Annotated in this window: 11 protein-coding genes; 5 read left to right on the top strand and 6 right to left on the bottom strand. The window is 35.2% G+C overall.

Annotation, left to right across the window (positions count from 1 at the left end; all coding sequences use genetic code 11):
* Positions 1-361: 361 nt before the first annotated feature.
* From CG11_RS25920 to CG11_RS25940, 5 genes are all read right to left on the bottom strand, one after another.
* Positions 362-970, bottom strand: coding sequence for a superoxide dismutase (locus CG11_RS25920; RefSeq protein ID WP_052599883.1), 609 nt, complete (start codon positions 968-970; stop codon positions 362-364).
* Between the two features lie 169 nt (positions 971-1,139).
* The gene (locus tag CG11_RS25925; protein ID WP_052599884.1) at positions 1,140-2,246 is read right to left on the bottom strand and encodes a DUF3810 domain-containing protein; all 1,107 of its coding nucleotides are present in this window, start codon (positions 2,244-2,246) and stop codon (positions 1,140-1,142) included.
* Between the two features lie 408 nt (positions 2,247-2,654).
* The gene (gene lpdA / locus CG11_RS25930) at positions 2,655-4,070 is read right to left on the bottom strand and encodes a dihydrolipoyl dehydrogenase (protein ID WP_052599885.1); all 1,416 of its coding nucleotides are present in this window, start codon (positions 4,068-4,070) and stop codon (positions 2,655-2,657) included.
* A 143-nt stretch (positions 4,071-4,213) separates the two neighbouring features.
* Positions 4,214-5,299: a DUF4349 domain-containing protein gene (locus CG11_RS25935; RefSeq protein ID WP_081909663.1), complete on the bottom strand. Its 1,086-nt coding sequence runs from the start codon at positions 5,297-5,299 to the stop codon at positions 4,214-4,216.
* Positions 5,300-5,476: 177 nt separating this feature from the next.
* Positions 5,477-6,496, bottom strand: a complete 1,020-nt coding sequence (locus CG11_RS25940) for a DUF6268 family outer membrane beta-barrel protein (protein ID WP_052599887.1) — start codon at positions 6,494-6,496, stop codon at positions 5,477-5,479.
* 706 nt (positions 6,497-7,202) lie between these two features.
* On the opposite strand from CG11_RS25940, the gene CG11_RS25945 reads away from it, so the two are divergent.
* Positions 7,203-7,964, top strand: coding sequence for a ParA family protein (locus CG11_RS25945; RefSeq protein ID WP_052599888.1), 762 nt, complete (start codon positions 7,203-7,205; stop codon positions 7,962-7,964).
* 213 nt (positions 7,965-8,177) lie between these two features.
* Positions 8,178-8,723, top strand: a complete 546-nt coding sequence (locus tag CG11_RS25950; RefSeq protein WP_052599889.1) for a hypothetical protein — start codon at positions 8,178-8,180, stop codon at positions 8,721-8,723.
* Between the two features lie 4 nt (positions 8,724-8,727).
* Here the strand turns inward: CG11_RS25950 and CG11_RS25955 are convergent, their stop codons facing one another.
* Positions 8,728-10,134 carry a hypothetical protein gene (locus tag CG11_RS25955; RefSeq protein WP_052599890.1) on the bottom strand — a complete coding sequence of 469 codons (1,407 nt, stop codon included), beginning with the start codon at positions 10,132-10,134 and terminating at the stop codon, positions 8,728-8,730.
* 293 nt (positions 10,135-10,427) lie between these two features.
* Between CG11_RS25955 and CG11_RS25960 the strand changes: the two genes are divergently transcribed.
* From CG11_RS25960 to CG11_RS25970, 3 genes are read left to right on the top strand one after another with little or no spacing between them, the layout of a single operon-like run.
* A complete protein-coding gene (locus tag CG11_RS25960; RefSeq protein WP_197043947.1) occupies positions 10,428-13,343 on the top strand; it encodes a T9SS type A sorting domain-containing protein in 2,916 nt (971 codons plus the stop codon).
* Between the two features lie 54 nt (positions 13,344-13,397).
* Complete coding sequence (locus CG11_RS25965) at positions 13,398-13,805, top strand: hypothetical protein (RefSeq protein ID WP_052599892.1); 408 nt, start codon at positions 13,398-13,400, stop codon at positions 13,803-13,805.
* Positions 13,806-13,851: 46 nt separating this feature from the next.
* On the top strand, positions 13,852-14,130 hold the full coding sequence (locus CG11_RS25970; protein WP_081909665.1) for a BPTI/Kunitz-type proteinase inhibitor domain-containing protein: 279 nt from the start codon (positions 13,852-13,854) through the stop codon (positions 14,128-14,130).
* The last annotated feature ends 494 nt before the right edge of the window (positions 14,131-14,624 follow it).

A 14,624-nucleotide genomic window follows, 5' to 3' on the forward strand; every position in this document is an offset into this window, starting at 1 on the left:
GAACAAGGATGGAATGGAATCTATCGTGGTCGTCCAGCTCCTTCTGGAACATATACTTGGTATGCTGATGTCTTGTTTAAAGAGGGGCATACAGAGCAGCTTAAAGGTAATATTATTTTGTTGCGTTAAACAAATAAGATAAACTACTCAATAGGACAGGGCTTTGTGCAATAAGTGCATGAAGCTCTGTTTGTTATTGTAGGGAATTGTTAAGTGATTATCTAGAGGTTTTACACTGAAAAAGTATCAAATAGAGCTTATTATCTGGGCTTTCATTTTATTGCTTAATAAAAAAACCTTCTCGAAATCAATCAAGAAGGTTTATCATTATATTATAATTAGTATACTACTTAAGGTTGTACTATTTGTTAGCAGCATACAACTCAGATACTTTATCCCAGTTGATTACATTAAAGAATGAAGAAACGTAATCAGGACGACGGTTTTGATAGTTTAAGTAGTAAGCATGTTCCCAAACGTCTAGACCTAAAATAGGGAAACCACCACAACCAATACCTGGCATCAATGGATTGTCTTGGTTAGCAGAAGAACAAACTTCCACTTTACCACCTTTGTGTACACAAAGCCATGCCCATCCAGAACCAAAACGGCTACCAGCAGCACTAGAGAATTTTTCTTTGAATGCATCAAATGAGCCATAAGCAGTATTGATAGCTTCTGCCAATTCTCCAGTAGGTTGCCCACCTCCATTAGGAGACATTACTTCCCAGAATAAAGAGTGGTTGTAAAATCCACCACCGTTATTACGAACAGCAGTATTATTCATATCTAAGTTTTTCAAGATATCTTCAATGCTCTTATTGGCAAGATCAGTTCCTTCAACAGCATTATTTAGTTTAGTGGTATATCCATTATGATGTTTACCATGATGAATTTCCATTGTTTTTGTATCGATATGTGGTTCTAACGCATCGTGAGCGTATGGTAAATCGGGTAATTCGAAAGCCATGATTTGTTTGTTTTTAAAATTAAATAATCAGTATCATTTACCAAACAGGTAAGTTTATTCTGAATAAACTAATACTATAACAGTAGACTACTGTATTGGTTCAAATATATAAAAAATGCTTTGTAAAAATTAAAATCAATGGATAAAAGATGGTTAATTGTTAGGCTGTTTAGTGGTATTTTTTTCGCCAACTAGAGACCAATAAAATCATCCTATCATAGCTTTCAATACCATCTTCAACACCTTGTACTTTCAAAAAAACATCGTAAACAGCGGGTTGTAAGAAGGGAATGAATGCAGGGTAATTTTCTACTTTAGCATAAATAGCCTCCATGTCATTGTGCATGCCTCTTGAAATAGTTGCTCGTTCTATTTGATAATCTTGTTCTGTCATAAATCCCATTAAAGTGCCATATACATATCGCCAATACATGAGGTAACCTGAATATTGTATAGCAGGGTGTTGGGAACGAATACAGGCCAAAAAACCTAGAAAATTGCAAACATCTTCACTTCCAAAACCATATCCATGTCCCAATTCATGAGCAATTGTAAAGGGTTTAGAAATATGGTGCAAGCCATTGTCAACGTGCCCTTCTCCTGTAAACGGAAAATAAACCCCTGAGCTGTTGAAACGAAGCAAAATTCCATCTGGTTGTACAAATCTACCCCTAACATGACCAGAAAAATCGTACCTATATTCTTTTAAAACTTCTTTTAAGGATGTGCGCATAACTTCTTCCAAGTTGCTAGGGTAAGCATCCAAGGGAATGACATTGGTATCAATACTCGGAATTTTTTGACGTGCTTCAATACAGGTTTGTTTAATATATTGAGCTTCTTCCCAAATGGCGTCAAAATTCATTGATTCAGGAACCTCTAAGCCAATTTGTTCTGACATAGGAATACGAGCATAATTATATCCCCAGAGAAAAAGAAACCAGAAAATTAATCCCATAAAAAAAGCAACGATCGATTTTCCATACCCTTTGCCTCTAATGCCCTCTTTTTCTATGAAAACGCTTTTGATAAAATGGGTACTAATTTTTATTAGCCAAATGACAAGGATAAGATCAAATAAGTAGATGGCAGCAAAAGGCAGCAGACCAAGTGTATGATCAAAAAAACTTCTAATCCAAGGATAGATACCTCTAGAGTAGATAACTTCGCACCATTGAGGTTGAAAGCCCAAGATTATTCTAATTAAAATGGCACCCAGACCGAGTTTTATCCAGATTGATTCACGTTCTTTTTTGTTTGGAAAATTAAAACTCATAGGCAAATTGAAAATTTATTGTTCATTGATATGATTTGTTTTGGTCCATTATTAGACATGATCACGAATGAAATGGTATGCCTACCCAAACATTTTTGCATCTATTTGATTATCAATCCTTTAATGAATCGAGCGACAGTAGTGTACTCTATTGATTATCAGATTGATATGATTTAACGGCACTGCTACTGCGTGGTTTTTACGAGGTAATGTAAAAATAAGTTTTTTTAAAAAAAACGTGCGCTATTGGCAAAAAGAATAATGAAGAATCAATTAGAGAGGGAAAGAGGAGATATAAAATGCCTGAACAACAATAATCTCAGTGTTCAGGCATTAAATATTAAGAAACAAGTAGTTGACTCAAAATTCTATACTAATAGAATAAGAAAACTAATTGAATGTATTTGATTACATATGCAATGGACGATTGTCTGTTGCAGCCAAAGCCGCTTCTTTGACAGCTTCTGTAAATGTTGGATGAGCATGGCTAATGCGAGAAATATCTTCGGCTGATGCACGGTATTCCATGGCTACGACAGCTTCTGCAATAATATCTGCTACACGGGCACCAATCATATGTACGCCTAAAACTTCATCCGTTTCTTTGTGAGAAATAATTTTCACAAAACCATCGGTATCAGTACTAGCGCGGGCACGTCCCAAGGCACGGAATGGGAATTTACCTACTTTGATAGGAATTCCAGCTTCTTTCAATTCTTTTTCTGTTTGTCCAACAGCGGCAACCTCTGGCCAAGTATACACAACACCAGGAATTAAATTGTAATTGATATGAGGATGTTGTCCCACCATATATTCTGCAACATAGACACCTTCTTCTTCGGCTTTGTGTGCCAACATAGCTCCTTTGACAACATCTCCTATGGCAAAAATGCCTTCAACATTAGTTTCTAAGTGATTGTTCGTTTCGATGCGTCCTCTATCATCTACTTTTACCCCAACATTTTCAAGCCCCAACTGATCGGTATAAGGTCTACGACCAATTGCAATTAAACAGTAGTCTGCTTCTAAGGTAACTTCCTTGTCATCTTTTCTTGATTTGGCAACGACTTTTACACCTTTTTTGTCAGATTCAACAGAGGTAACCATATGATTTAAGTGGAAACCAAATTTTAGATGTTTTTTCAATACCTTACGCATTTCCTTTCCTAAGTCAGCATCCATTGTTGCCAAAGCAGAATCAGCAAATTCGACCACTTCTACTTTTGTGCCTAGTCGAGCCCAGACAGAACCAAGCTCAAGCCCAATAACACCAGCTCCAATAACTACAACACTCTTTGGTACTTCAGTTAAGTTGAGTGCTTCTGTCGAAGTAATGATGCGTTTTTTATCATAATTAAATGCCGCAGGAGTAACTGGTTTAGAACCTGTTGCAATAATAACCTTATCAGTAGTAATAGTGGTTACTTCTTTAGACGAATCTTTTTTGTCCGTAACTTTGATGGTATTTTTGTCTACAAAAGAGCCATGACCTTCAATAACGTCAATCTTATTTTTTTTCATAAGAAATTGAACGCCATCACAAGTTTGAGAAACAACACTGTCTTTACGAGCAATCATTGTTTTCATATCAACACTTAGCTTTTCTACTTGGATACCGTGTGCTGCAAATGATTTTTCCGCATTGTGATAATGCTCGGAAGAATCCAATAATGCTTTGGACGGAATACAGCCAACATTTAGACAAGTACCGCCAAGCGTAGGGTATCGTTCAATAATTGCAGTCTTAAGACCAAGTTGTGCACATCGGATAGCGGCAACATAACCACCAGGACCAGAACCGATAACCGTAACATCGTATTTCATACTATGGGTGCTATTTAAATTTTATAATTGATTTCTATTAAATTATTTAATTGTCGTAGTTTGTTACCTGCACTGCTATTGTGTGGGGACAACAAACTATGGTTAATTAGAGAACGAAACCTATTTAAAAAAGGTTCTCTAATTTAGGCTTTACTGCTATTTGTTGTTGCTGCTGTTGTTGCCATTGGTGGAGCCATTTTTTGTTGTTGTAATGTTTGTCCATGCAACATTTGCAATTTGAATTGACGGGTTCTTTTTCTACTACTATTAACCGCTAATAAGACAGTTAATAATAATATTAGACCAATAATAATATAAGGCCAGACCAAAGCAGCATCTAATAAAAATTGTTTAAAGTTGCCCCATCCTGTTATCAAATTAGAAGAAAAGTCAGCCCTAAAAGTTTCTACTTTAGGTTTTGCCATTTCCAAGTTTTGATAAAAAGCTAAGGTAATGGTGCTATAAGGTTGGTTGTTGAGAATATTGGTAGCATCCAAAACGGCCAAGTTTAATTCTTGATGAACAGCATTGATTTTATCTTTTAATTTTAGCTGATCATCTAGATTATTGGTTTTTTCAAGTTGAGCATTTAAGCTTGCTAAGTGTTCTTTGTTGGTTGTAATACGGCTAACGATAGGAAGGTATTCTTTCTTTTCTTTTTGTTGCCATACTTGTTTTTGACGGATAACTACTGCCAAATCTCTAAACTCATTTAAAACTACATCAAAATTTTCGGGAGTAGTATAGATTTCCATGGTATTCCCTTTGTAGAAATCTCCAGTTTGCTCTAACTCGTTGGCAATGCTAAAGTCATATTGTTTGGACAAAGCACGTACTTTATCATATGTTTCTTGATAATTGCGAACATTCAACAACATAGCTCCATTGCTTGGTCTGTTCTCCAAACGACTAGGTTGAGAACTGGTTAAGTTAGTAGAATCTAGAGTTGGATTATTTTGTTGATTGCTGTCTAGTGTTGTTGTTTGATTTAAGCTAGCAAGCGCCTCCTCTAAATCTTGAACGACTTGTTTGGAAACAGCAAAGTCACTAGCATCAATAACTTGATTATTTTGTAAATCGATTTGTTGACTAATAGAACGTTTGAATTCTGATTCTAGATTCCGATTGGCTTTTGTTTTGGCGGTATTATATTGCTCTATCTTGGAAGGTTGAGAAGGTTGACAGGCAACCATTAAAAGGCTGAATATTAAAAGATACCAATAGCGCATGAATGTAATTGTTTTGCTGAAAATTTAGATCAGTTCGGGAATAAGATGTTTTGCGTAAAAGTACTAAAACTCTATAGTATTTGAGTGTGTAAGTCCTTAAAATTTTGTTTTTCTATCAAAAAGGCATAAAAAACGGAAGGCTTGACCAGTTTTGTTAGAATTGTAAATGGGGAAAACTCAAAATAAAATGATTCCATCAATTGTGGAGCCTAACAAGGATTTTTTAAAACTATAATAAAGCGATAAACTTCCGTAGACACTTGGGCTAAGTACTGGAGTCTGAAATGTAGTGTTGCCCCATCGAAAAGCTGGAAATTGATAGGCGTAGCAACCTGCTTCTAGATACAATATAGCTTGAGGGCTAAGTTTTATGTTGGTTGTTAATGCTCCCCGAATTCGTAAATCTCCAAAAACAGATCGTTCCCATTGGTTGTTGGTATTGAGGTAACCAAATGCGGTCGAAAAATTTGACAAGCCTGCGCTCAAATCTATTTTTAATTTTTTTGACACTTTAAAGGCAAATCGCACTTGAACGGGTAGGGTGATATTGACCCAAATTGTTTTGGTTAGTTTGGCTTGGATACCAAAAAAGGGGGCAGGAATGATTTGACCATTGTTATAACTAAAAAAGAAGCCATAATACCAGTAAAAATTAAAATTGCGTAGATGGGCAAAGCCAAACATAGTCGTAATATTGGAGATAGGTGTCCGTTGTATGGATTGATAATCTTCCATTAAACCAATATTGACAGAGTAAAAAAATAATTTAGGTTGTTTGAAGGGTTTGGCGATTAAATGAATGCCAGACAAACCTGTATTGATTCCGTAGGTAATGTGTGGTTTTTGTTGAAATGGATGCGGAAGATGATTGTCTTGATAACTCAAATCTAAATAGAGTACTCTAGGACGGAAATTCCAAAAGAGTTGATAGACTTTTAGTTGTGTGGCTTTTTTTAATTGCAGTGTTAGTAGTTTGTCCCATTTTACAGCTAGTTTTAATTGACTTTTAATGGGAATAATGCAATTGATATCTGCTTGTCCGACGTGTAAGCGATCTTTATTTAAAAAATTAAAATCGTGATTGTATAGGCTGTTGATTCTTAAGCTTGGCTGAAAAAATTGATTGAAGATGAACGATTGTCCTTGAGAAATTGTAGAAAAAAGGCAAAAACCTATTATTTTGAAGTAATATTCCATTTGAAATATGAAATTAGATGAACTTTAAAAGAAATAAGTAATCATTCAGAAAAACTATATAAAAAACAACCTTCTTTTTGCGCTACTCTTCATCGAAACATCTGGCTTTAGCCCACCACCACGAAGTAGCACCGCAAGTAAAGCTGCACTGTTTGGCTATACTTTTGGTACACTGTACCAAGCTGTCGCAGTTAGCTACGCTGCTACTACGTTCAGCAATTAGCACTAAAAAAGAGCTTATTTTTAGCTATATTTTTTTCTACCCACTTACTTAGAAATTAAAATTTTGTCTAAAAGCGTTATAAACGCAATCAAATAAGTGATAATTTGAGTTATTGCATACCAATTAATGATTAAAATACAGCTATTTTATTAAAATGAGGTGAAAGTTTATTATTTTTGAGAATTAAAATAATCGACACAGTATTTTAGTGGGAGATGTTCTTTATCATGAAAAAATAGGATTATTTTAAGCCTAAATTTTTTTTCTTTTAAAATCACAATTTGTAAGCTGAATGAAAGAATAAAAATTGAAAGCGCAAATAATCTACGGCGTACGTTAAGGAGAGGAGGATATTGATCGTACCTGATAAATGTTGTGTTTTTTGTAATCATAAAGTCTAAAAAATACATTAGAACTATTATTCGTTAATAATTGAATCATTAAAATTTTTAGCGATTTGTTGTTCAGTGAAAAAATAGGAGAATGAGCATTATAATTTCATTGTTGAATCATAAAGGGGGAGTTGGTAAAACAACTTCAGCAATTAATATAGGAGCCGCTCTAGTACAATTAAACAAACGTGTTTTGTTGATAGATCTAGATCCTCAAGCAAATTTGACGATTTCGTTAGGAATTCCTCGTCAAAAAGTGACGATATATGAAAATATACGTGGAGAAGCAGAAATCAGTCCTTTTACTGTCAAGGAAGGGTTAGATGTGGTTACCTCTAATCTAGATTTGTCGGGAGCAGAGATGGAATTAATCAATGAAGCTGGTCGTGAATTTATTTTAAGAGAATTATTTGAACCTTTGGCGCATGATTACGATTATATAATTATAGACTGTCCGCCTTCACTTGGATTGTTAACCCTAAATGCTTTAACAACAAGTAACTATGTTATGATTCCGATGCAAACTGAGTTTTTGGCATTGCAAGGAATTGTTAAAATTAAGCAAGTTACAGACAAAGTTCGATTCCGTTTGAATAAAAAATTGGAAATTGGAGGGGTTATTGCTACTATGTATGACCATAGAAAAGTCTTGAATCGAGATATTGTGGGAACAATCGAAAAATTCTTTGGTGATAAGGTTTTTAAAACTAAAATTCGTAGCAACGTAGCCTTGGCAGAAGCACCAAGTGTTGGAAAAGATATTTTTGAATACAGCAAATCAAGTAATGGGGCAACCGATTATTTAGCCTTGGCAAAAGAAATTATTGAAAGAATAGAAACGGTTCCTGCTTAACAGATTATGACAATAGCCTAAAAGCTCGTTCAGAGATCATGGTTATTGATGGAATCGTCTATTGTGGAAATTCTTAATAAAAAAAACATTAAGTTTGCTTTAAATGAGCGAACTATAAAATCAATATAGGAAACTATAAATGGTTTGAGGAAGCTTCAGTAAGGATGATGTTATAAGCATTTGAAGTTTTATTAAATCGTATATTTTTATCGAATGGGTCGTAAAAACAACAAAAAGAAATCATTTTCAGATAACTTGGCAAATCTCTTTCAGGAAAGAATGATTGACGATAATGCACAAGACAATCTCTCTATGATTGAAAATGAAGCACCCGATAAAAAAAAGAGCAAAACAAAAGGTGCTGCAACAGCTACTGCTAAAAAAACACTAACAAGAAAATCAAGAGGAAAATCTAAAACCAACCGAAAATCTTTTTCTAACAATCTAGAACGCTTTTTTAAAGATAGTATAGATGGCGTTTTGGATGGTGTTGTAACGGATGTCAAAAGAAGTTTGGTCAACACAAAAAAGGGCAACCGAAAAGCTATTGGTATTGACTTGTTGATCAAACGAACAACGGAGGAAAATGTCAAAGACAAACCGAGCAAACAATCTACTCAGACTAAACGAGTAACAGTAGTCCTAGATACAGAGAAGTTAGCAGAATTGAAACGTATTGCCAAAGAAGAAAAGAGAAGGTTGCACCAAATCATCGGTGAATTGGTTGACGAGTATATTGATGAAGCTAAAATGAAGTAGTTTGTTATAATTGCTCGAGTTGTTCCAAAAGCCATTTTTTAGTGGCTAAAATATCCGTATTTAAAATTTCTATTTTTAGATTCTCTTTTGCTTTCTTATCAAATGGGTTCACGCGAATGAGCTTCTGCATATATTTGGTAATATTATTATAATTCTCTTTGTGATAACCAACAACATCCTTGCGTCTAAGGTACATTTTTAGACTGTCCAATAGAGAGTCTAAAGCATCAAACTCTTGCGTTTCGTAGTAAATTCTTAGAAGCATGACTTTGCAAGATAGAATTCTTAAAATATCCTTGACTTGAATTTGCACTAATAGCTGCTGTGCTTTTTGGTATTTTTTCTGGGCGTAGTAAAGTTTCGCTAGGCATTCTTGAAAAATACTTTCTCTATGTTCTGGTGTTATTTTATCTTTGTAGGTGTACAAAAACTCTTCTACCCACTCATACTGTTCCATTTGTATACCTATACTAACCATATTGTTATAAGTAAAAGGAGTAATAATACCTTGTTCCAATAAGTAGCTTTGGGTAATACCTGTTTTGTATAGTTCAAATGCTTTTTCCAAATGCCACCTAGAGTTATCATTTAACTTTTTGATGGTATAATTGATCGCCAAAAGGTATAGTTCTCGAATTTCTTGTGGAGGAAATGAGGAGGTATAAGTATGGAGATAATCCATCATTTTTTGAAAATGCTGGTCGGGATTTTGAGTATCCGTAAATGCAAGGTAACAATAGTAATAAAGACCAATCGCAGGTATTTTTAAATAGCCTAACTCTTTTACTTGTTCCAACACAACGGCTAGCATCTTGGGCTGATAGTTCATTTTAAAAACCACTAATCTAGAATACAATAGACAGGCTTTGCGTAGCTTGTCGGCAAAATATTGAATATCCAATGCATCAGACAGTTCTTGTAAGTTTAGGGGACTTGTTCTTTGAGCTTGCTCTGAAGCATTGAAATACAATGTTTCCAACTCGTAATTTAAGCGCAAACTCTCCCAATTTTGAGTAGCTTCTTTTTGGGCGCTTTTTTGAGCATTTTTGAGAACTTGGTTCAATTCCTTGTACAAGCCTCTTTCTTTTAGGCTCTCAGACAATAGAATGGTACTTCTGCTTGTTTGATCTTGCAATTGTTCATATACCAAAAATTCTTCTACTGCATTCAATAATCGATGGATAATTTGGCGCATTTTGCCATCATTGTAGGGTACTTTTGGGTAAATGGTAGCCCATGCCAATGACTTTGTTAAATACTGCTCTTTTAACTCCATATCCCACAAAAAATCGTATAAATCGCAGACATCTTGACGTTGATTGATAATTGAGCAAGCAATCCAATCTCTACAACGTCGTTTTTCTTTGCTAGAAAAAGTGTGCAAAATGTTAATTAATTTAGAATTTTTCATTAGGATATTTTTTATATAAAAAACAAAGAAACTCTTTAAGAGCTATTAATAGGCTATTAATAATGTAATTATAATGAAATGTGATAAAAAATGCTAAACAAATGATGTTAATTGTAGTTGATTGAATGCTTGTTTCTAACGAAGTTTGTAGAATAGAAAAGAAATAAAAAAAGCTCAATAATATAAAGAGAAAATTTAAAAGCCTAGTATAAATAGTTAATACTCCATTGATTTTTTATTTATTAGTAATACAGGCGAGAATACTATTTGTTAGACCAATGACTTTTGAAATTATGAAGAAGTATAACATATTGATTTTATTATTCCATTTAATGATCCTTACTGCTTATGGTCAGGAATGGACACGAGAACTGGATGGTCCATATATTCCTAGTTTGCAATGGGCAAGCTCCATGTTTAGTGGTCATGACGTAACAGAAACGAACGATGGAGGTTATGTGATGGCAGGGATACAATCCTTTGCAACAGGAGCACCACGAGATTATCCTGCTCTAATAAAAGTTGACGCACAAGGATTTAACGTTTGGGAAAAAAGCTATTTTTCTGATAGTGCAGATGTTATGGCTTTTTCTAGTGTAGCACTAGAACCAATGCCCAATGGTCACTTTTTGTTGGGAGGGATTAATGGACAAACCATTCATCTAATTCAAGTAGATGCTTTGGGGGATACCATATGGACAAAAACGTACCAAAGTTATTGCAATCAGGTTGGAGGACCTTGCATGCTTGATCAATTGAGTTTGGAGGCAACTTTAGATGGAAATTATATTTTAGCAATTAGCTCTCATATTACGCTTGGTGCACCGATAGATTTACACCATACACAGTTGATTAAGATTGCACCTAATGGAACGGTTTTGTGGACCAAAGTGCATGCAGATGCTTGGGCAGAGGCGATTCAACCTACTTTTGATGGAGGGTATATTTTAGCTGGACATCAGGGGAATACTGCCATGTTGTACAAGTTGGATAATAATGGTGATAGTACGTGGTTGGAGACCTATTCGGGGCAAGGAACGGCTAGTTGGCACAGTGTTGTTCAAGCACCAGACAGTGGTTATGTTGTCGCAACAGAATTAATGGGATTTGTAGGCCCAACTCCTTTGTTAGTAAAAGTAGATAAAACAGGGGCAAACGTACTTTGGTCGACCTACTCTTTGGCGTCTACTTTAGGAGGCATTATAGGTTTTGCAAATCATGTAGAATATGATAACAATGGATATTATGTTGTAACAGGCTATGTGAATCGACCGCATCCTGTTGCGACTGTTCAATTAGACGTTGCTTTTTTAGGAAAAGTAGATTTAGGTGGAAATGTTGTTGTAGAACAAATTTTTGAAGAATACTTTCATAACAAAGGCAATGTTGTTCGTCCTACTAGTGATAATGGGTATATATTGACAGGAAGTTATGATAACCATCAAGCTTATTTGGTGAAATCTGACTCGGCATTAAATCGTCCTATGCACAAATTTCAAGGTTATATTTATAACGATAGCAATGGGGATTGTATTAAGGGGACTGGTGAAACAGGATTTATCCATTGGTTGATAGAAATCAAGAAAAGCGATGGGTCGGTAGTCTATGCTACAGCAGATAGCAATGGTTATTATGAAGCTACAGTAGATACAGGGACTTTTGTTGTTAAGTCTCTTTTGCCGAATACATTGTGGACAGGATGTGTCGATAGTGTTGTCATTACCTCAAGCCAGTTAGAAAATACCGATACATTAGATTTTGGTGCTAGAGCATTGGTTAGTTGTCCTTTGTTAAATGTAGATGTATCGACAGCTTTATTAAGACGTTGTTCTTCGGCTGTATATACAGTTACTTATTGTAATCAAGGAACGGCGGATGCTATTGGAGCTTCTGTAACAGTCAACTTGGATACAACACTGAATTTTTTAGGAGCCAATATGCCTTGGTCAGCAACAACGGGTATGAATACTTACCTATTTAATATAGGCACTGTTCCTCCAGGTGGTTGTGGTTCTTTTACAATAGATGTAATGGTCAGTTGTTATTCTCAATTAGGGCAAACGCATTGTGTTCAAGCCAACATATTACCTGATAGTTTGTGTGTGAATAGCAGTCCTTTGTGGGACGAGTCGGATATAGATGTGACAGGTGTTTGTTATGGAGATAGTATTGTTTATACGATTACCAATGTGGGAACTGGAGGAATGTCAGCTACTCGACATTATTTTGTAACAGAAGATCACGTAATTTTATTGGTTCGACCATTTAATTTAGGACCTGGAGCAAGTGTAACAGAAGTCGTGCAAACTTCCAATGGGGCTGTATATCGTTTAGAGGCAGAACAAGATGTCAACCATCCTCACAGTACCTATAGTGCTTTAGGAGTATTACAATGTACCGATGCTGCCTTTACATCCAATAGTTCCTTAGGGATATTGGGGCAGTTTGTAGAAGATGATGGTAGTCCTGCTGTATCTATTGATTGTCAAGAAAATGTAGGGGCTTGGGATCCCAATGACAAGCAAGCTCGTCCAATTGGTTATGGTACGTCCCATGCTATTGAAGCCAATACAGATTTAGAGTATCACATTCGTTTTCAAAATACAGGTACAGACACAGCGTTTAATGTTACGGTTTATGACACTTTGTCAAGTGCTCTTAATCCAAGTTCAATTATACCTGGTGCTAGCAGTCATCCCTATACTTGGGAGTTAAAAGGAAATGGTATTGTGGTCTTTACATTTAATAATATTTTACTACCTGATAGTACAGCTAACGAAGCGGCTTCGCATGGGTATGTTAAATTTAAAGTGAAACAACAACCTGATTTACCTGTTGGAACGTTAATTAATAATACAGCAGCTATTGTATTTGACATGAATGCACCAGTGTTGACCAATACAACTTTTCATACTATTGATGAAAACTTTATTGTAGATATCGTTAAGATTGGAGATCGACCTCAAACAATGATTGAAGCTTACCCTAATCCATTTCAAGAGTTTGTGAAAATTGTTGTGAAGGGAGAATCTTTCTCTACTTTAGAAGTGCGTGTGGTTGATGCTATCGGGAGAGAAGTTCAGTACAATAAAGTGGCGTATCAAGAAGAAATTATCTTACAACGTCAGAATTTAGAAACGGGGGTATATTTCTTCCAATTGATAGGAGACGGTGAACTTATTGGAACAGGAAAACTCATTGCTCAATAAACAATTGCTTCAAAAAAAAATCAAATTTGATCACCTTTAGAAAATCAAAAAAATATGATAAAAGGAATATGGAAATTAGTTTTGTTAAGTCTTTTGGCTGTATTAATGTTTTCAAGTTGCAAAAAAGAAGAACCTATAAATTCACCTTCCAATCGTTTGCATGGAGAATGGAATTTAATGCAATATTCGGCAGGCTTAGCTGGTCTGGAAAATTATAATAAAGACGATGTTACTTGGACATTTAATAGCAATGGTACTGTTGATGTAGTCATAAACGTTGCATTGAATAATTCGCACATGCCCATACAGAGCAATACAACGGATACTTATATAATGAATGGTACAAAGGTAAAGTTGGCGTCTATAGATTATGATTATGACATTAGTTTTGACAATGGCAAATTGATCTTGTCTAATAGCCCAGCAGTAGATGGTCCTAGCATTCTTTTTGAACGAGATTAGAATAACTTTCTAACAACATTACTTATTATCCTAAATAGACTTTATTATGATTACAAAATATTTTAGAGTAATTCTATTCGTAATGACGTTTTTTTTCTTTGCTAGTTGCGAAAAAGATAGCTCTTGCACCGAACACATAAATGAATGTCGTCTTAAATGCGAGATGATTCCAGATATGGGATGGTGTGGTACAGGAGCAGAATATAAGTATTATTTCAATCCTATTACTCAACAGTGTGAGCCTTATATTTATATTGGTTATGATGCTGTTTTTGAAACATTACAAGAATGCCAAGCTTGTGGTTGTGGTAACGCTGAAAATTAGTAATATATATACGTTTGGTTGCCCTTTATGTTATTATAGATCAAAGCCTTCCTGTTTTTTGGAAGGCTTTCCTATTTGTTATAAGTAATAATACGTTGTTGATTAGTTCGTGAGCGCTTTGTTACTCCCTATAGTCGTGAACTCGGTTCGCTTTTAGCTCGCTACGCTTATGACCTTGGGCTTTTGTGCTACTAGGACAAGCTTACTCGGCAAGCTTAGCTACCTATGGTGCTACTACGTGGTAGTTTGCTTTGTTACTCCCTTCGGTCGTGAGCAACAAGTTGAGTTCGCTACTACTGCGTGGTTTCAACGGAGTAATGAAGTAAGTAACGAAAAAAAGACCTGTTCAGTCCCCAAATGCTAAAAATAAGAAGGGAAATTCTTGCCAAACACTTCTTTTGGCAAGAAACTATCATGGAGATATCGATTTTTTTTCTTATTATATATAAGGAATTGCTGATTCAGGTTTGAATTCCATTTTTGATAGGGTTATT

Origin of the sequence: Aureispira sp. CCB-QB1 (genome assembly GCF_000724545.1) — a bacterium.
GTDB lineage: Bacteria > Bacteroidota > Bacteroidia > Chitinophagales > Saprospiraceae > Aureispira.

What these genes read in the sequence shown, in the direction of transcription:
- CG11_RS25920 (WP_052599883.1), bottom strand. Translation starts at nt 970, where the DNA reads ATGGCTTTCGAATTACCCGATTTACCATACGCTCACGATGCGTTAGAA.
- CG11_RS25925 (WP_052599884.1), bottom strand. Translation starts at nt 2,246, where the DNA reads ATGAGTTTTAATTTTCCAAACAAAAAAGAACGTGAATCAATCTGGATA.
- lpdA (WP_052599885.1), bottom strand. Translation starts at nt 4,070, where the DNA reads ATGAAATACGATGTTACGGTTATCGGTTCTGGTCCTGGTGGTTATGTT.
- CG11_RS25935 (WP_081909663.1), bottom strand. Translation starts at nt 5,299, where the DNA reads ATGCGCTATTGGTATCTTTTAATATTCAGCCTTTTAATGGTTGCCTGT.
- CG11_RS25940 (WP_052599887.1), bottom strand. Translation starts at nt 6,496, where the DNA reads ATGGAATATTACTTCAAAATAATAGGTTTTTGCCTTTTTTCTACAATT.
- CG11_RS25945 (WP_052599888.1), top strand. Translation starts at nt 7,203, where the DNA reads ATGAGCATTATAATTTCATTGTTGAATCATAAAGGGGGAGTTGGTAAA.
- CG11_RS25950 (WP_052599889.1), top strand. Translation starts at nt 8,178, where the DNA reads ATGGGTCGTAAAAACAACAAAAAGAAATCATTTTCAGATAACTTGGCA.
- CG11_RS25955 (WP_052599890.1), bottom strand. Translation starts at nt 10,134, where the DNA reads ATGAAAAATTCTAAATTAATTAACATTTTGCACACTTTTTCTAGCAAA.
- CG11_RS25960 (WP_197043947.1), top strand. Translation starts at nt 10,428, where the DNA reads ATGAAGAAGTATAACATATTGATTTTATTATTCCATTTAATGATCCTT.
- CG11_RS25965 (WP_052599892.1), top strand. Translation starts at nt 13,398, where the DNA reads ATGATAAAAGGAATATGGAAATTAGTTTTGTTAAGTCTTTTGGCTGTA.
- CG11_RS25970 (WP_081909665.1), top strand. Translation starts at nt 13,852, where the DNA reads ATGATTACAAAATATTTTAGAGTAATTCTATTCGTAATGACGTTTTTT.